Raw genomic sequence first — 15,759 nt, forward strand, 5'->3', positions numbered from 1 at the left:
AATAACTACAGATGCTTATGACTTGGAATCACTGATCGGCGGGGCCGCCTCGCAAGTGAGCGAAATGCTGTGCGTACTGGCGCGGGTCGGAGCCGCGGCTCCGGCTAATGGTTTGGAGTAGACCATGGCGGACAGCTCCAAGCTCCAGGCCCGCGTGTTGCCCATGACCATGTTGGACAAGGCCGCGTACGCCCTGGCCACGCTTTGGCCTCTGGGGCACGCTCCCAAGGCTCCCGGCACCGCGGGCGCGCTGTTCGCTGCTTTATTAGCGCCCTGGCTGTTCATGCCTTTGCCCACTTGGGGGCGACTGGCGGTGTTGGCCATGGTCTTTGTGCTCGGAGGCCTGGCCGCCACGCGCGTGGAGCGCGTCACGGGTCGCAAGGATCCGGGTTGCGTGATCGTGGACGAATTGCTCGGCCAGTGGGTAACCTATCTGCCATTCGCTCAGCTCGAATTCTGGCAGCTGCTCGTGGGATTCTCCCTGTTTCGTCTCTTCGATATCACAAAGCCCTGGCCCGTATGCCGCTCCGAGACGTGCATGCCTGACGGCTTCGGCATCATGATCGACGATGCCGTGGCCGCATTGTATGCCGCCGCCTGCCTGTGGCTCGTCGTAAGCCTGGAAGCCTGGCTCTTCATCTGATCCGCTGATCCGCAATGAAAAACGCCGCGGATGCTTGGGCATCCGCGGCGCATGTCTCAACAAGATCTATCGGGCTTAGCCGATCTCGAACTCGCAGCGACGGTTCTTGGCGTAAGCGGCTTCGCTATTGGCCGGGTCGAGGGGATTATCCTCACCGTAGCTGACGATGTTGATGCGGTTGGGGTTGACGCCCATGAGCACGAGGAAATCGAAAGATGCGCGGGCGCGACGCTCGCCCAGGGCCAGGTTGTACTCCTCGGTTCCGCGCTCGTCGCAGTAGCCCTTGATGGTCACGCGCGTGTCGGGCATGAGCTTGAGGGCCTGGGCCTTGCGCTGCAGCACTTCGCGTGCCTTGGAATCGAGCTCGTACGAATCGTAGGCGAAGAACACCAGTTCATTGATGTTCTGCTTGGCCTGCTGCTCGGCTTGCAGACGCTCCTGCTCGGTCTGGCCAGTCTGGTCATCCTGCAGTTCGCTTCTACGGTAGGCTTCTTCCTCGGCTGCGCGGCGGGCAGCCTCGTCATCCGTGGGCGTTCCGTCCGTCATTTCGCCCTGGGCCGCGGCGGAAGTCTGGTCGGGCGTGGAGCTGACCTGCTTCTTGGCGCAGCCGAAGCCTGCCAGCAGGGCCAATACGAAAAGCACTACAATCGTCTTGCGGGTCATAACATTCATGGCATTCTCCTTTTTTTGCCAATGCCTGGCATTATCCTCGCCATGTGCGGCATATCTCGAAACGGAAAAGCGATCTTTCCGATTTCGCCTATTGCAAACCTTCTTAAAGCAGATTGCTTTTAAGACGCCCGCTCCGGCGTTGACGGCGCAAGTGAATTGCGCCTACGCCTGCGCGGCGGCAAGCCATGCCGACGCATGGCTTGTAGAGCATTTTCAAAAGCAAAATGCTCTACAAAAAAGCTCGTAACCAACTGAATGTCTGGCATGAACATAATGCAATGAATCTCAGCCGGTATAGTGACCACCGAAATTGCTTGCTATAGTTCTAGCGCTCCCTGGCTGCCTTAGTTCGGTCCACGAGTCCAGGAAGGCGCGCGTGCTTCGCCTGAGCCTGTCTGCAACATGACCGGCTCGTCGCCATGGCGAGTGGTCAGGTAGAGCTTGTAAATCCCGCTGCGGCTGGACGAGAAAGCGATGAAATAACCTTCGGGTCCAAAGGACGGCTCCTCGTCGAATCCGGGGCCAAAAGTCACTTGGCGCTCGAGTCCGGTCCGCAGGTCAATCACGAAGATGCGATGTCCCGCGTCCGTGTCGCGCGAGAAGGCCACGAAATTGCCGTCGGGGCTCATGGTGGGATTGGTGTTGTACTTGCCCTCATAGGTCACGCGCTGGACCTTCCCCGTGGGAATGTCGAGCACGAAGATGTGCGGGTTGCCGAGGCGGCCGGAGACAAAGGCCATCTTGCGGCCGGCGCGATCGAAGCTCGGGGAAACGTCGATGGACCAGCTCTTGGCCAGGGGCGTTCCGGTGGGCTTCCAGTCGCGCCCGAGCAGATAGATGTTCGGCTGTCCCTCGATGTCCAGGGTCACGGCCAGCCGGCCATCGGGCATGTAGGTGGGAGAAATGACCGAGGAGCCAGGCAAATCGACGGTCTGCACCTTGCCGGTGTCCATATCGGCCATGCCGAGCATGTGCTGGGTCTTGGCCACATGGGTGAAGAGCAGGCGCTTGCCGTCCAGGGACCAGGCAGGGCTGGTGTTCACGCCGCCCAGGCTGGTGATCTTGCGGGCATTATAGCCCGTGGGGCCGGCCACCCAGATTTCCTTGCCGGATTGATCCTTACGTACAAAGGCCAAACGCGATTGAAAGAAACCGACTCTGCCGGTCAGGACTTCCATGAGCCGGGAGCAGAAGCTGTCGGCGATATCCGGCATGTGTACGGGCTTGATATCGGCATATTCCTGGCCGAAAAGCATGGTGCCGGTGAAGGTCTCGTAGACACGGAAAGCCACCGAGGCCTTGCCGTCCGCGCCAGGCGTCCAGGCGGAGGTCGTGAGCAGGTCCACGCGGCTGAGCTGAAATCGCTTGAAGTCGATGCCTGGGGCCTTGGGCGCTTCCACCCTGTCGCCGCCGATGACTTCGGTCGAGGCGACCTGGCGCAGGAAGGGCAGGAAGCGCAGGTTATCGCGAATCTGGGCCTGCATGTCCGCGGCCATGCGCGGCAGGGGTTGACCATTGGTTGCGGGCAGCGGCTGGGCGACCATAAGGTTGGTCTTGGTCTGTCCCGGGCCGAATATATCGATGGACAGCTTGCCTTGGGCTTGCGCTGTTGTGGCAGCGAGCAGCAAGGCCAATATCGGCAGTACGAGGGCTATCGCTCTTGGCATGAAGGTCCTACCCCTTGAGATCTTGGAGGTGGAAAGTAATCTGTATGGTGCGCATGCCCGCGGGCGGCGGGCTGAGTTTTTTTGTCTCGTCCACGGCCTTGAGCACCGAAGCATCGAAATCAGCCCTGCCCGAGGGCTTCAACAGCTTGAAGGCGGTTATGGTTCCATCGGGCGTCACGCTCATTTCCACCGCGGCCGAGAGATTCTGGTTGGTGCCGGCCAAGGGATACCGCCAGTTGGGCTTGATTCGCGCCACGGCGTCCTGGGCATAAACCTGCTGGCCGGTGCTGGCGCCGACGTTGCCAGCTGCGGTCGCGGCCGCCGGGCTGGAGCCGACTTCCTTCTGAAGCTCAGCCAACTCGCGCTTGAGAACTTCCTGCGGGCTTGGCTGGGGCTTCTTGGAAGCATCGGTCTTGGCGGCCTTGAGGGCCTCGGCCATAATTTCTTGCGCCGTGGGTTCCTTGGGCTTGGCCTTGGGTTTGGGGGGAGCCTTACCCGTCTTCTTTGGACTTATCTCGGTGGCCTCGGGCTGCTTAGGCTTGGGCTTGGCTGTGGGCTTGGCTTCGGGCGCGGGCTTCGCCTCGGGCTTGGGCTGGGGAGCGGGCTGCTCCTTGATGTCCACGGCCTTGGCTTCGGGCGCCGGAGGAGCCTTGGGCGCTTCCGGGGCCTTTGGTTGCTCCACGGGCACCGGAGGAGCCTTGGGTGCCGGTCCGGGACGCCCCAGGGATACCAAGTCCACATTGTAGACCGGCACGTCCAGGTCCACCCGCACATGCGTGCCACGCGACATGTACAGAGCCATGCCGAAGAGCGCCACATGGAGAAAGATGGATAACGTAAGGGCCAGGGGCTTCATTTGAACCATATGCAGCAGGCGCTACTTGCGCTTCTTACCCTTGGTCTCGGGCTCCTCGGCCACCATGCCGAGCTTGTCGATGCCCGCGGCCTTGATCTCGCCCATGACGCGTACAACGCTGCCGTATGGCACCTGTGCGTCGGCCTTGAGGTAGAGCGCCTTCTTCTGTTTGGCCACCAGGCTTTCCAAACGGTCCTTGAGTTCCTCCATCTTGACCTCGTACTCCTCGATGAACACGCGGCCGGTCTTGTCGATGCTCAGCACGAGGTGCTCGCTATCCGTGGGCAGAGCCGCCACGGTCCTGGTCTGGGGCAGCTCCACCTCAACGCCCTGGGTCATGAGCGGGGCAGTGACGAAGACGATGCACAAGAGCACCATCATGACGTCCACCAGGGGCGTGATGTTGATGCCTGGAATGCTGCGGCGGCTGTTGCGGTTGTCCATGGCTGTACCCTCCGCGGGCTAGTCGCTCTCGGCGACGATCCAGGGCATCTCGCGCTGGATGCGGTTCAGGAAGATGCCCGCGAAGTTGACCAGTTCGGTCTCGATCTTGGACAGCAGCCCCTGGATGGCGTTGTAGGCGATGGTCGAGGGAATGGCTACGGCCAGGCCGAATGCCGTGGCAATGAGGGCCTCGGCCATGCCGGGGGCCACGGCCGAGATGGCGGCGGACTTGAGCGTGGCGATGCTCTGGAAAGCCACGATAATGCCCCAGACCGTGCCCAGCAGGCCGATGTAGGGAGTCGCGTTGGCGCAGGTACCCAGGAAGGACATCTGGCTGTCCATTGCGCTCATTTCAGAAGCCACGGCCTGGCGCAGGGCGCGACGCATGTTGTCCTTGGCCAGCCGGGCCTTGACCTTGACCTCGGTCTTGGAAGCCTCGATGCGCTTGAGTTCGCGCACTGCGTTGTGGGCGATGCGGTAGAGGCTGGAGGAGGAGTCCTTGCCCAGGGCATGCATGGCCGAGGCCATGTCGCGAGCGTCCTGAAAGGCGCGCTGCTCGGCCAGGATGGCCTTCTTGGCCCGATTCAGGGTCATGAGCTTGAAGATGATGACGTACCAGCTCCCCAGGGACATGAGAACGAGTACGAACAGGACCGTAAGTCCCACCAGCGAGGCGCCGCCGAGGATGCCTCCCAGAAAGCCGTCCATGGATCACTCCTTGCGCAAATGCGGCCTGTGCCGCACGTGGTCGTTCAGTATCGCGAATTGTGTTGTCGCGCGCTTCTATGAAATCGCTGGCGCGTGTGGTTTCAGTATTCTGCGGGCGAGTTCAGGCAGGACCCTTTCGGCGGGAGCGTCGATGCGCACATCGGATAAACGTCCATAAGCCGTGGGACCGAGGTTGATTTCTATGACTCGGCCGCCCATGGCCTTGATTCTATATGGAAAAACGCTAAAAGGTGCAACCTCGCCGCTCGTGCCCACGATAATTGCCAGGTCGGCCCGCGCCACCAGCCTCTCGGCCTCCTGCATGGCCTGCTCGGGGATGGCCTCTCCGAAGAAGACCACCTCCGGCCGGATGACCCCGCCGCAATGAGCACAGGTCCAGGGGATGTCCGCCCTGGTCAGCTTCGCCACTCGCCCGACGTCGCCAGCAGCCCGACAGCTATTGCAATAAAAGGACCGGCAATGTCCATGGAATTCCACGACGCGCTTGGAGCCGGCTCGCTGGTGCAGGCTGTCGATATTCTGTGTGATGATTGCCTGCAGGCAGCCTGCGCGCTCCAATTCGGCCAAGGCTTCGTGTGCAGGATTCGGAACCGCGCGAACGAAAACTTGCACGGCTTCCAACAAAAATTGCCACACCCCCAAGGGGTTGCGGCGCAGAGCCTTGTCCGTGGCGACCTCCATGGGGTCGAAGCGGGACCACAAGCCGCCTGGGCTGCGAAAATCCGGGATGCCGCTGGCCACGGAGATGCCCGCGCCCGTTAGGGCCACGGGGAAAACAGCCCGGCTCCAGATTTCGGCTGCGGCGTCGATGGCCTCAAGAATCGTTCTGTCCATGGAGTATCCTTGGACCGACGTAGAAGGGATCGACTGGCAAGAGCAGTCTAAAGCATTTTGCATTTCAGACGCTCCCTTCGGCGTTGACGGCGGAATTACATTCCGCCTACGCCTGCGGGGCGGCAAGCCATGCCGACGCATGGCTTGCAGAGCATTTTCAAAAGCAAAATGCTCTAACGGGCTCGCGCCACCTGGGCCAGCCGGGCCGAGTTTTCCTCGGCGCGGCGGTATTCATCCAGGGACAGGCCCGCGCCCAGGGCGATCTTCTTGCGCATTTCCCGCGACACGAGATCACCTGGCTCATGGGCGTCGTTGTCGATGACCAACAGGGCTCCGGCCTCGCGGGCCAGCACGGCCACATGGCCATTGGTCAGACTGTGGCCCTTGCGGGTGGTGATTTCCAGGTGCACCCCGCGTTCGGCGGCCAGGGCTGCCTCCTGGGGCGTGATGAGCCCCGGGTGGGCCAGCACGTCGCAGCCGCCCTCGATGGCCGCCAGGTTGGTGCCGGTAGCCACGGGCTCCACGATGGTCTCGCCGTGGACCACCACGAGCTGCGCGCCCAGGGCCCGCGCCTCCTGAATCATGTCCGGGATGAGGCCGGGCGGCACGTGGGTGATCTCCACGCCCAGGAGAATGTCCAGGTCCATGAGCGGGCCGTATTGGCGGGTCATCTTCTTCAGGCCGTCGATGACCATGCCCATGGTGCTGGCGTCCACGTGGTCGGTGATGGCGATGCCGCGATAGCCGGCAGTGCGGGCCCGCCGAGCCAGCTCAGCGGGAATGAGCACGCCGTCGCTGAAGATGGAGTGTGTGTGCAGGTCGAACATGAGTTTTTGGCGTGTCCGTGGGGTACGAGTTTCGTTGTGGATCTGGTCCATGCGGACCGTGCCGGCGATCAGGTGAGAAATTAAATATAGTTTGCCGCGCGTGTCCAGAGCACATGCCGACGGAAGGGGGACTCCGAATCAGGACTACATCTTGTACTTGTCCCCAGGCGAGAAGCCTTCGAGCATCTCGGTCCACTTGTCGGATTCCTCATCCTTGAGCACGGGCTTGCCCAAGGCCGTGTCATCCACCGAGGCCTCGTCCAGCACGGCCTGGGCCACGCGAATGGGCGCCTCGGCACGCAGGGCAAGGGCGATGGCGTCGCTGGGCCGGGCATCCACCCTGCGCTGCACTTCGCCGATGCGCATCTCCACTTCGGCGTAGTAGGTGCCTTCCTCCAGCTTGACCACCTCGACCGCCGTGACCTTGGCCCCGGCGGTGTCGATGCAGGAGAGCATGAGGTCATGAGTCATGGGCCGGGGCAGCTTGACCTCGTTGAGAGCCAGGGAAATGGCCATGGCCTCCATGGCGCCGATCCAGATAGGCAGTATGGCCTTCTCCTCCAGATCCTTGAGCACCAGGACCGGCACTTGCGAGTTTTCATCCACCGCCAAACCGAAGACCTTCATTTCTATCATCATGGCGTACCTTCCATCTCCCCAAGCAGGGAGTGTTTTCGAGCCAATGATATTCTTACCGTAGCCAGCGCCCCTGTCAAATCTGGGCCGCCGTCGATGACAGGAATATCCACCACCCGGCCGCCCGGCTCGCGGCCACGCCAGGACAGGCCGCCTTCGTCCTGGCGCTTGCTGAGCTCCTCCAGCAGAACGCTGACGCGCCGTCCCTCCTGAGCCTGAAGGTCCTCGGCCGTGAGTTCCGCCTGTCGCGCCTGGAAGCTGGCCAACCGCTCGGCTTTGACCTCCTCCGGCACCTTGAAGGCCATGCGCTCTGCCGCGACTCCCGGCCGGTCCGAATACTTGAAGGAGAAGCTCCGCTCGAAGCGCACCTCTTCCAGCGCGTCCATGGTAGCACGGAAGTCCTGCTCGGTCTCGCCCGGAAATCCAACGATGATGTCCGTGGTCAAGACCATGCCCGGCCGCGCCTGACGCAGCCGGCGCACGATGTCCAGGTAGCGCGCCCGGTCGTACTTGCGGCCCATGCGCGCCAGCACCGCGTCGGAGCCCGACTGCATGGGCAGGTGCAGGCAAGGGCAGAGCTGTTCCAGCTCGCCGAAAGCGGCCACGACCTCGGGCGCGATGTCCTTGGGGTGCGAAGTGACGAAGCGCAGGCGCGCCAGGCCGGGCAAGACGGCCACCCGGCGCAGGAGCTGCGTGAAGCTCAGGCCGTCGCCGCCGGCGTCCTGGCCATAGCTGTTCACGTTCTGGCCCAGCAGGGTGATTTCCCGCGCACCCCTGGCAATGAGGCTCTCGCACTCGGCGATGATGGAGGCACTGGTGCGTGATTTCTGACGGCCGCGCACGTAGGGCACGATGCAGTAGGCGCAGAAATTGTTGCAGCCCTGCATGATGGTCACGAAGGCCGAGGGGCTTACGGAAGCATCGGGAAAGTCCTGCCCGCGTTCCACATACTCCTCGCTGAAGTCCAGCAGGCTCAGGCGCAGGCGCGGCGTGCTGGCCAGCCGCTCCAGGGCCTGTGGCACTCCGGCCACGCCGTCGGTGCCGAAGACCAGGCGCACGAAGGGGAAGCGGTTCCAGAAGCCCGCGCCGATCTGCTGGGCCACGCAGCCGCCCACGGCCACGAACGCTCCTGTCTCGCGCACGATGGAGGCCAGCCGGCCCAGCAGGCTGTAGACCTTCTGCTCGGGCTTGTCGCGTACGCTGCACGTATTGATGATGATGACATCGGCCTGCTCGTCCGTGGTCTCCTGCCAACCCCGCGAGCGCAGGGCGCGGGAAAGCCACTGCGAGTCGCCCACGTTCATCTGGCAACCAAAGGTAAGGATGTGAAAATTCATGCGCGGGATATAATGCATGCCTTGCACCCGGTAAACCCCGGATGCCCCGGATAATCCGGGCGGAGGCAATCCGGACGGCTTACGTCCAGCGGGCGAGGAATCTTAGCACCTTGTCCCTGGCCTGCTCCACGCCCTCGACTTCGCCGTCCACGACAACCTCGGCCTGCGGGTTCTCCTCGAAGGGCACGTCCACGCCGGGCACCAGGCCCAGCCCCTCGAATTGCCGCCCCGTGGCCTTGCGTTCCAGAGCCTTGCGGTACAGGCCGGCCATGACTTTGCCCTGGGGCCGGGCGTCCTCGCGGCGCATGGCGGTTTGGGCGGAGCAGCGCACGTGGACTTCGGCGAAGCGTTGCAACCGCTCGCGCGCAGCCTGGCGCATGGTCAGGGCCGGGGCCGTGGCGTCGATAATGACGTTGCGGCCCTGTTGCGTCAGCGCCACGGCCTCGTCCACGAGCAGCGCATAGGCGCGGGCGCGTTCCTCGGCGCTGTAGGTCGGTTGCGGAAACCAGGCCTTGCGCCGGGCGTCCATTTCCAGGATCTCCGCCCGCCCGCCGCGCGCCTGCAGGACCTCGCGCACCGCGCGGGCCAGGCTGGACTTGCCGCAGCCCGGCAGCCCCGTGATCCAGATGGCCCAGCCCCGGCTCGGCGCGGATGTGTCGCTCATGGCAGGTCCTCGGGTTGAAGTGGCAATGCGCATGTTACCTCAAGCCGTGCGCTTTGGACAGGTGTTGCAGCAAAGGCGGACGGCATTCCGCTATTGCTGCATCGATCAGTCTTCAGCACTGCTGAATGCGAGCGCGGCTCCGACTCCCGTGGAGTAGAGTCCAGCGCTGGCCACTCCTTGCGCGTGCTTCTCGCATGTCTTGTTTGTGGCTTCGATTTTCAGGAGTGCGGTATATTCCCCTTGGAAGGGGGAGCTGGCCAGTCGATCAGTTCAAAACTAGCTTGTGAGCATTTCAATTGGATATGTTACTAGCCCTTTTCCACTTGCTCAGAGAGCGGGCGAAGCTGATCACGCAAATCAGTGTGATCTGTATGGATAGTATGAAGTGATCAGCTTTCTTGAAATGAGCCAAAGCGTCATCAAGCAATCCTGCCTCTAAGCCGTGGAAGATGGCTCCCACTGTGCTGAAGCCGATAGCGGCAATGAACCCCTCGATGGATCTGGTGTCGAAAACCAGCCACAGCAGGATGGCCGGGCAGGTAAGATATATGGAATGAAGCAGTAGTATATATATGAATACGGCAAGATCCGGGCTGGTATTGGTCAAGGTGCCAAGCGCATTTAAAAAGCGGAACAGGGCAAGGCAGAAAGAGACGAGTGCAAATAGTACGATGGAGATCTCAATGGGGTTCATGGCCTTAAGCCGTGCCAGCATATTCCTGATGCTAAAGTTGTTGTGAGCTTGCATGGGAGCGCCTTCTACAATCGAGTGCCACATTTTGTGCATCTTTTTGGAAGCCACATGGCCCAAAGTGGGATTTCATAATCGAATATTTTAAGGGGATAGTAGGTGATTGGTTTGCCGCAGGATGGGCATTTCAGTCTTCTCAATTTTATGCCAACATAAAAAGATAGGATTAAAGTCGGTAGTATAAAGAGTTGGTTTACTGGCACGGCTAGAAGCATTAAAAATGGAGCGATTGTAAACCACGATATCACCGTAATAAATGCACGCTTTCTAATATTACCCATAATTAACTCATCGTTGTAGCATCTCGAAAAGAAGTAAACATAGCTTGTCCAACTTCATAGTCTGGAAAGTCTGTTTAAATTAGCAAATTAGAGCATTGGTTAGAAATATCCATTAACTTGCTGAAATATGTATGTAAATGTAGTCAGGTAGAGAGCGTATTCCATAAATAGGTGCATTTAACATTTAAGCCCTCAAGAAAACGAGTCTGGCATACTTGGCACGTCTGGTATCATACTGCTATCCCTATGTGATGAAACAAGAATTTGATTATGAAATCCAAAATACGAAAATGGTACTATCCCTTTGTCCATCAAATGGTACTCTCGTGTTAGCGGTAGTGCAAAAGATGCACTAAATCTGCAATTGAGAGTTGCCCTCTCATTCCATATGCGAAAACTGATTCGGCAGAGGCTGGGCCATGAGGGAGCGGTGGATGGAGATTCAAACTCTCCGCAAGCAAGACCATGGCAGCCGAGAGACCATCCGGCAGAAGGGGCTTTCCAGGTTCACGGTACACAAGTACCTGCGCATGGACGAATGCAATCTGCTATAATTTGGTAGAGTGGAGAGAGATGCCGTTGTCGCTCATCGTCTTGTCCACCACCTGGCGGACATCGGAGAGGCATCAACGGCCTTTAGGGTTCTTTTCCGTGCATTGGCAGCCACCAGCCTTTTTCTCGTTCATGATGCGCTCAAAAATGGTGGATCTTCCATTGTCGCGAATGTCCTGTTCGATGTCAGCGGCAGTGTACCCAAAGCAGTAACAAATCAGCTCCGACATGATTCAGGCTCCCGGGAAAATGGATTCCGAACAAAGGGTGATGGCCCCTGATGCTGACAAGCGCTTGGGCAGCGCCAAGGTCGATTCCACGTCGGAAGACGAAGAACCATGTGCATATGTATCCGTCGAACCAGTGAAGTCTTGGTGAGCTTGGTCTTGAAGTCGGGAGTGCAGTACAAGGCGACTTCCCTGGTTCCGCATGTGGCGCTCAATCATGCATCCGCCCGCGTATCACCCAGGTAGCACACGCCACGCCCGCTCCGCCTAAAAGCGTCACGAGCATGGTCGCGAAGGTCAGTTTGGTATCGTACAGCAGGTAGTGCAATACGATGCGCAGCACGCCGGCCAGCGCTCCGAGCCCGGCTGCCCGGATAGGTGTCCCGGCCAGCAGCCCGGCCGGAATAGCCAGGGCCAGCAGCAGGGGATGAAAAATCGTCGCTATGGCGAAGCCGAGGAAGCCGATGCCGCGCATATCCGTCCTGTTTTATTTGATTTATTCCAGATAAAGTTCCGGACGCTGGTAATCGAAAATGCGATCTTCCAGCACGTTCTCCACGAAGCGCAGCAGGGCCGTGCGGATGTGTTCCGGGTGGCCAGGATACCATTCGGGCGAGGCCACTACCAGGCCGCGGAAGACGAAGAAGGGCGCCATGACCTCCAGCATCTGTTCATCGCCCGTGCGCCGCAGGTATTCGTCCATGAAGGCCATATAGAGCCGGCGGAAGGGTTCGCTTACGCCGGGCCGTGGCCCGTCTTCGCTCGCGTCCTGACCCTTGGCGTGCGCGTCCAGCAGCCCGAAGAGCAGGTAGTTGATGGCCATGCAGGCCACGTCGCCGGCGGGTTCGCCCCATTCGCCCCGACTCCTGTCCAGCACGCGGAATTCGCCGTCGTCGGTCACCAGCACGTTCCAGGGGTGGAAATCGCCATGCACGGCGCTCAGGCGCGAGGCATAGCCCTTGAGCCGCCAGCGCCAGTCGATGAGCCGCTTTTCCAGGGCCTTGAAGCGCAGGTCCGGGAAGGGCTCATAGCCAGGGGGAAAGGCCTCGTCGGCCATGCCCATGATGCACTCGCTGGAGCCCAGCAGGTTGCGCACGCGCCGGTAGTAGAGGTGCGCATCGTCGCGCTTGGTCGCGTGGACTTCGGCCAGCCAGCGGGCGAAGGCGCGCGCCAGCTCCATGTCGCGTTCCTCGAGACCGCGCTCCCGGATGCGCTCCAGGTCGCGGAAATACTCGTGGCCCGGCAAGAGCTCGTTGAGGATGAAGAACTCCTTGGGCTCATGGACCGGCATCAGACAGTCCCGGCCGTCCACATAGCCCAGGCCCATGGGGCGCACATGGCGCGGCAAGCGCGCCGAGGTCTCGTGCTGGAACATGAGGATGGCCGCGCGGTCCCAGTAGAACTGGTGGCCGTATTTGTCGGCTTTCATGACCGACATGACCGTGGCCTGCTCGCGGCCGCCGGTCGTGAAGCGCACCAGCACCGGCTTGCCGTAGCCGAAACGCTTGATGCCCTGCTCGCCCAACCCGCCGATGTCGCCCATGTAGGTCACGGCCGCGTCCGGCCCAAAGGCCTGGCACAGGTAGGCTTCAACCGCCTCGCGCGTCAGCTCGATCATGTCCGCCTCCCGCCTTGAAGGGCTTGATCGGGACAATAAGATGCCCGCAAGCCGTTGGACTTGCGGGCATCATGGCACAGCTTGGCCGGACTGGCAAAGGCGGTTGACGTTAGAGCATTTTGCTTTTGAAAATGCTCTGCAAGCCATGCGTCGGCAGGGCTTGCCGCTAGCTTCGGCGTAGGCGCAATTCACTTGCGCCGTCAACGCCGGAGCAGGCGTCTTAAAACCAATCTGCTCTAGGCCGGCTTGCCGAAGTTTTCCTCGAAGCGAGCCCAGAATTCGTCCAGGCTGAAGGAGTGCTCCTGGGTGCCCAGGTATTCCACGGCGAAGCTCGCGCAGGTGGAGGCCACCAGGGCGGCCCTGGGCAGCTCCCAGCCCATGGCCAGGCCCTTGATGAGCCCGGAGCGATAGGCGTCGCCCGCGCCCGTGGGGTCCACGCAGCGGGCGATCCTGGCCGCCGGAACCTGGGTCGTGCGTCCGTTGCGTTCCGTGATCAGCGAGCCCTTCTCACCCAGGGTGGTGATGATGACCTCGGCGCGCTCCAGGAGCTGGGCCTTGGTCTCGCCCGTGGCCTTCATGATCATCTCCAGCTCGTAGTCGTTGGACACGAGGATGCGCGCGCCCGTGATCATGTCCTTGAGCTGCTCACCGTTGAAGGCCGGCAGGGACTGGCCTGGATCGAAGATGTAGGGGATGTGCAGATCGCGGTACGCGCGCGGATACTCCTGCATGTCCTGCAGGTTGCCGGGCGCCACGATGGCCAGTGCGTCGTCGGGAGGCACGCGGCTGAAATCGAACTGCGAAGGATGCTTCATGGCGCCCGGATTGAAGCCCGTGATCTGGTTGTCGGACTTGTCCGTGGTGATGTACGCGCCGGCCGTGTGCTCGCTGTCGACCTGGCGGACGCCCTTGAGGGAGAGCCCCTGCTGGCGCAGCCACTTCTCGTAGCTGTCGAAATCCTTGCCCGCGCAGGCCAGGATGACGGGCTTCTCCTCGAGCAGGTTCAGGCTGTAGGCAATGTTGCCGGCCGTGCCGCCGAAGCGCTCGTCCAGCCCGTCCACCATGAAGCAGACGTTGAGGATATGGATCTTGTCCGGCAGGATGTGATCCGAGAACTTGCCGGGGAAGCTCATGATGCGGTCGTAGGCCAGGGAGCCGGAGACGAATATCTGCATGCGTGGACCTCTAGCGGATTTGGGATTCAAGCCAGGAGTCGCGAGATATCACAATCGCCTCCACCTTGCCAGAGACGCGTACCGTGCGGCGACCCCTTGGGTTCATACCATGGTGTCCCCAGGCTGGGCCGTTTCGGCAGTGACCCACTCGGCGTACTTGCGACCGGCCTTGAGTATGGGCATGGCCGTCACGCAGGGCACGTCATAGGGGTGCAGCTCCTCGATGAACGCGGCGGCCTGGGTGACCAGGCGCATCTGCGTCTTGCAGATCATGACGCACTCCTGGTCGCTCTGGACCTGGCCGTCCCACCAGTACAAGGATGTGCAGCCCTCCAGGATGTTGGCGCAGGCCACCAGGCGTTTTTCCAGCAGGGCGCGGGCGATGCGCTCGGCGTCGGCCTTGGTTGGCGTGGTCACATACAGCGTTGCCAAGGACATATCCGACCTCCTATTTGCACACGGGCTCGGAGCCAGGCTTCAGAGTCGCCAGAAACAAGGCCGTGTCCTTGGCTTGGTTCTGGCTGATTGGCGCGCCGTTGTTGATCATGCGCAGCGCGGTCATGTGCCACCAGGCTTCGTTGCGGTTCAGGTTCTGGCAGATGGGCTCATGGGTGTGGCAGCGGTTGCATACGCTCTCGACTGTCTGACGGCCGTCCTCGGCTGCTGCCAGCGCGCTGGCAGCGGCCACGACGAGCGAGAGGATCGGCAGTGCTACAAGGCCCATTCGTTTCGCCGCGTTCTTCATGCTGGAAGCTCCCCCTATGGCACTTGAGCGTTGATGAAAAGGACGGTCCATACATATATGGAGCTAGCGGAAAACCGGGATGCTGGCAATCGATAGCCCTCCACGCCAATTAGGCAATGGTTGAGCGACTCGTAACCATTGCTTGCGAATGCTTCGCATCCGGCGGTACTTCCCGCCGCGCAGGTCCAACTTCAACGGGCTGACAGGACTTGTCTTGACGCCGGCCCGATGCTACCCAGCGTTCCCGAAGCCAGGAGGCCTCCATATGACCACCATGCCCACGACCCTGCGCGAGCGCGCGCGCATCATCCACGAGCGGCTGCGGCAGGTCTACGACCCGCACATCACGGCTCTGGACTGGACCGATCCATGGCAACTCATGGTCGCCACGGTGCTGGCCGCGCAGTGCACCGATGAGCGCGTGAATCAGGTCACGCCCGAACTGTTCCGGCGTTGGCCCGGTCCGGCCGAGCTGCGCCAAGCCAGCCAGGCCGAACTGGAGGAGGTCATCCGTTCCACGGGATTTTTCCGTAACAAGGCCAAGAACCTGCTGGCCGCCGCGAACCTGATCATGGACAAACACGGCGGCGAGATGCCTCGGACCATGGCCGAGATGATCGAGATTCCAGGAGTGGCACGCAAGACGGCCAACATCGTGCTTTCCACCGCCCTGGGCGTGGTGGAGGGCATCGCCGTGGACACGCACGTCAAGCGCCTGTCCTTCCGCCTGGGTCTCACGGAGTCGGACAAGCCCGAGCGCATCGAGCGCGACCTCATGGAGGCTTTCGAGCGCGAAATATGGGGCGAGGTAAACCACCTGCTCGTGCAGCATGGCCGGGCCGTCTGTCAGGCGCGCCTGCCAAGGTGCTCGGTCTGCCTTCTCGCGGATGTCTGCCCCAAACTGGGAGTTACCAAGTCGGCATAATGGCTGCGAGCCGGCCGAAGCCGCGGCCCAAATCGCTTTGCGCATGACACACTTTTTAGCCGCGGAAACAAATGTTTCTGGGGAAGGGATGGGGGTCCGGGGGAAGGGAAACCCCTCTTGCAAGAGGGGTTTCCCTTCCCCCGGCCGCCGGAGGCAAATCAATGAATCAACCAGGC

At 61.3% G+C, this 15,759-nt stretch carries 19 protein-coding genes; 2 read left to right on the forward strand and 17 right to left on the reverse strand.

Translation table 11 applies throughout. The features are described 5' to 3' along the window. Nucleotides 1-124 precede the first annotated feature (124 nt). Nucleotides 125-643: a phosphatidylglycerophosphatase A family protein gene (locus H585_RS0111675; RefSeq protein WP_034627893.1), complete on the forward strand. Its 519-nt coding sequence runs from the start codon at nucleotides 125-127 to the stop codon at nucleotides 641-643. A gap of 75 nt (nucleotides 644-718) precedes the next feature. On the opposite strand, the gene pal is transcribed toward H585_RS0111675, so the two are convergent. From pal to H585_RS0111765, 17 genes are all read right to left on the reverse strand, one after another. Continuing rightward, the gene (gene pal, locus H585_RS0111680) at nucleotides 719-1,315 is read right to left on the reverse strand and encodes a peptidoglycan-associated lipoprotein Pal (protein ID WP_027367948.1); all 597 of its coding nucleotides are present in this window, start codon (nucleotides 1,313-1,315) and stop codon (nucleotides 719-721) included. Between the two features lie 344 nt (nucleotides 1,316-1,659). Next, nucleotides 1,660-2,982: a PD40 domain-containing protein gene (locus H585_RS0111685; RefSeq protein ID WP_027367949.1), complete on the reverse strand. Its 1,323-nt coding sequence runs from the start codon at nucleotides 2,980-2,982 to the stop codon at nucleotides 1,660-1,662. A 7-nt stretch (nucleotides 2,983-2,989) separates the two neighbouring features. Continuing rightward, nucleotides 2,990-3,847 (reverse strand): TonB family protein, encoded by an 858-nt coding sequence (locus tag H585_RS0111690; protein ID WP_027367950.1) that lies wholly within the window; start codon nucleotides 3,845-3,847, stop codon nucleotides 2,990-2,992. A gap of 12 nt (nucleotides 3,848-3,859) precedes the next feature. Further along, nucleotides 3,860-4,282, reverse strand: a complete 423-nt coding sequence (locus H585_RS0111695) for an ExbD/TolR family protein (RefSeq protein ID WP_027367951.1) — start codon at nucleotides 4,280-4,282, stop codon at nucleotides 3,860-3,862. 18 nt (nucleotides 4,283-4,300) lie between these two features. Further along, nucleotides 4,301-4,990, reverse strand: a complete 690-nt coding sequence (locus tag H585_RS0111700) for a MotA/TolQ/ExbB proton channel family protein (RefSeq protein ID WP_005985410.1) — start codon at nucleotides 4,988-4,990, stop codon at nucleotides 4,301-4,303. A gap of 75 nt (nucleotides 4,991-5,065) precedes the next feature. Continuing rightward, nucleotides 5,066-5,845 carry an SIR2 family NAD-dependent protein deacylase gene (locus tag H585_RS0111705; RefSeq protein ID WP_027367952.1) on the reverse strand — a complete coding sequence of 260 codons (780 nt, stop codon included), beginning with the start codon at nucleotides 5,843-5,845 and terminating at the stop codon, nucleotides 5,066-5,068. A 173-nt stretch (nucleotides 5,846-6,018) separates the two neighbouring features. Then, nucleotides 6,019-6,672, reverse strand: a complete 654-nt coding sequence (locus H585_RS0111710; protein WP_027367953.1) for a histidinol phosphate phosphatase domain-containing protein — start codon at nucleotides 6,670-6,672, stop codon at nucleotides 6,019-6,021. Nucleotides 6,673-6,816: 144 nt separating this feature from the next. After that, the gene (locus H585_RS0111715) at nucleotides 6,817-7,308 is read right to left on the reverse strand and encodes a bifunctional nuclease family protein (protein WP_027367954.1); all 492 of its coding nucleotides are present in this window, start codon (nucleotides 7,306-7,308) and stop codon (nucleotides 6,817-6,819) included. Next, on the reverse strand, nucleotides 7,308-8,645 hold the full coding sequence (miaB, locus tag H585_RS0111720; RefSeq protein WP_051183102.1) for a tRNA (N6-isopentenyl adenosine(37)-C2)-methylthiotransferase MiaB: 1,338 nt from the start codon (nucleotides 8,643-8,645) through the stop codon (nucleotides 7,308-7,310). Before miaB ends, H585_RS0111715 begins: the two co-directional genes overlap by 1 nt. A gap of 79 nt (nucleotides 8,646-8,724) precedes the next feature. Continuing rightward, complete coding sequence (locus H585_RS0111725) at nucleotides 8,725-9,309, reverse strand: adenylyl-sulfate kinase (RefSeq protein WP_027367956.1); 585 nt, start codon at nucleotides 9,307-9,309, stop codon at nucleotides 8,725-8,727. A 292-nt stretch (nucleotides 9,310-9,601) separates the two neighbouring features. Next, nucleotides 9,602-10,057, reverse strand: coding sequence for a hypothetical protein (locus H585_RS0111730; protein WP_027367957.1), 456 nt, complete (start codon nucleotides 10,055-10,057; stop codon nucleotides 9,602-9,604). Nucleotides 10,058-10,889: 832 nt separating this feature from the next. Beyond that, a complete protein-coding gene (locus H585_RS21375) occupies nucleotides 10,890-11,123 on the reverse strand; it encodes a bacterioferritin-associated ferredoxin (protein WP_154658854.1) in 234 nt (77 codons plus the stop codon). A gap of 208 nt (nucleotides 11,124-11,331) precedes the next feature. Continuing rightward, a complete protein-coding gene (locus H585_RS0111745; protein ID WP_014261656.1) occupies nucleotides 11,332-11,595 on the reverse strand; it encodes a hypothetical protein in 264 nt (87 codons plus the stop codon). A 21-nt stretch (nucleotides 11,596-11,616) separates the two neighbouring features. Then, nucleotides 11,617-12,738: a phosphotransferase family protein gene (locus tag H585_RS0111750; RefSeq protein WP_027367958.1), complete on the reverse strand. Its 1,122-nt coding sequence runs from the start codon at nucleotides 12,736-12,738 to the stop codon at nucleotides 11,617-11,619. Nucleotides 12,739-12,974: 236 nt separating this feature from the next. Continuing rightward, nucleotides 12,975-13,913, reverse strand: coding sequence for a carbohydrate kinase family protein (locus tag H585_RS0111755; protein ID WP_027367959.1), 939 nt, complete (start codon nucleotides 13,911-13,913; stop codon nucleotides 12,975-12,977). A 102-nt stretch (nucleotides 13,914-14,015) separates the two neighbouring features. Then, a complete protein-coding gene (cutA, locus tag H585_RS0111760; RefSeq protein ID WP_027367960.1) occupies nucleotides 14,016-14,351 on the reverse strand; it encodes a divalent-cation tolerance protein CutA in 336 nt (111 codons plus the stop codon). 10 nt (nucleotides 14,352-14,361) lie between these two features. Then, on the reverse strand, nucleotides 14,362-14,658 hold the full coding sequence (locus H585_RS0111765; RefSeq protein ID WP_014261652.1) for a hypothetical protein: 297 nt from the start codon (nucleotides 14,656-14,658) through the stop codon (nucleotides 14,362-14,364). 265 nt (nucleotides 14,659-14,923) lie between these two features. Here H585_RS0111765 and nth point away from each other — a divergent pair, with 265 nt between their 5' ends. Then, nucleotides 14,924-15,583: an endonuclease III gene (gene nth / locus H585_RS0111770; protein WP_027367961.1), complete on the forward strand. Its 660-nt coding sequence runs from the start codon at nucleotides 14,924-14,926 to the stop codon at nucleotides 15,581-15,583. Nucleotides 15,584-15,759 lie beyond the last annotated feature (176 nt).

This window comes from Desulfocurvibacter africanus subsp. africanus DSM 2603 (assembly GCF_000422545.1).
Classification (GTDB): Bacteria; Desulfobacterota; Desulfovibrionia; order Desulfovibrionales; family Desulfovibrionaceae; genus Desulfocurvibacter; species Desulfocurvibacter africanus.

What these genes read in the sequence shown, in the direction of transcription:
- H585_RS0111675 (WP_034627893.1), top strand. Translation starts at nt 125, where the DNA reads ATGGCGGACAGCTCCAAGCTCCAGGCCCGCGTGTTGCCCATGACCATG.
- pal (WP_027367948.1), bottom strand. Translation starts at nt 1,315, where the DNA reads ATGAATGTTATGACCCGCAAGACGATTGTAGTGCTTTTCGTATTGGCC.
- H585_RS0111685 (WP_027367949.1), bottom strand. Translation starts at nt 2,982, where the DNA reads ATGCCAAGAGCGATAGCCCTCGTACTGCCGATATTGGCCTTGCTGCTC.
- H585_RS0111690 (WP_027367950.1), bottom strand. Translation starts at nt 3,847, where the DNA reads ATGGTTCAAATGAAGCCCCTGGCCCTTACGTTATCCATCTTTCTCCAT.
- H585_RS0111695 (WP_027367951.1), bottom strand. Translation starts at nt 4,282, where the DNA reads ATGGACAACCGCAACAGCCGCCGCAGCATTCCAGGCATCAACATCACG.
- H585_RS0111700 (WP_005985410.1), bottom strand. Translation starts at nt 4,990, where the DNA reads ATGGACGGCTTTCTGGGAGGCATCCTCGGCGGCGCCTCGCTGGTGGGA.
- H585_RS0111705 (WP_027367952.1), bottom strand. Translation starts at nt 5,845, where the DNA reads ATGGACAGAACGATTCTTGAGGCCATCGACGCCGCAGCCGAAATCTGG.
- H585_RS0111710 (WP_027367953.1), bottom strand. Translation starts at nt 6,672, where the DNA reads ATGTTCGACCTGCACACACACTCCATCTTCAGCGACGGCGTGCTCATT.
- H585_RS0111715 (WP_027367954.1), bottom strand. Translation starts at nt 7,308, where the DNA reads ATGATAGAAATGAAGGTCTTCGGTTTGGCGGTGGATGAAAACTCGCAA.
- miaB (WP_051183102.1), bottom strand. Translation starts at nt 8,645, where the DNA reads ATGAATTTTCACATCCTTACCTTTGGTTGCCAGATGAACGTGGGCGAC.
- H585_RS0111725 (WP_027367956.1), bottom strand. Translation starts at nt 9,309, where the DNA reads ATGAGCGACACATCCGCGCCGAGCCGGGGCTGGGCCATCTGGATCACG.
- H585_RS0111730 (WP_027367957.1), bottom strand. Translation starts at nt 10,057, where the DNA reads ATGCAAGCTCACAACAACTTTAGCATCAGGAATATGCTGGCACGGCTT.
- H585_RS0111745 (WP_014261656.1), bottom strand. Translation starts at nt 11,595, where the DNA reads ATGCGCGGCATCGGCTTCCTCGGCTTCGCCATAGCGACGATTTTTCAT.
- H585_RS0111750 (WP_027367958.1), bottom strand. Translation starts at nt 12,738, where the DNA reads ATGATCGAGCTGACGCGCGAGGCGGTTGAAGCCTACCTGTGCCAGGCC.
- H585_RS0111755 (WP_027367959.1), bottom strand. Translation starts at nt 13,913, where the DNA reads ATGCAGATATTCGTCTCCGGCTCCCTGGCCTACGACCGCATCATGAGC.
- cutA (WP_027367960.1), bottom strand. Translation starts at nt 14,351, where the DNA reads ATGTCCTTGGCAACGCTGTATGTGACCACGCCAACCAAGGCCGACGCC.
- H585_RS0111765 (WP_014261652.1), bottom strand. Translation starts at nt 14,658, where the DNA reads ATGAAGAACGCGGCGAAACGAATGGGCCTTGTAGCACTGCCGATCCTC.
- nth (WP_027367961.1), top strand. Translation starts at nt 14,924, where the DNA reads ATGACCACCATGCCCACGACCCTGCGCGAGCGCGCGCGCATCATCCAC.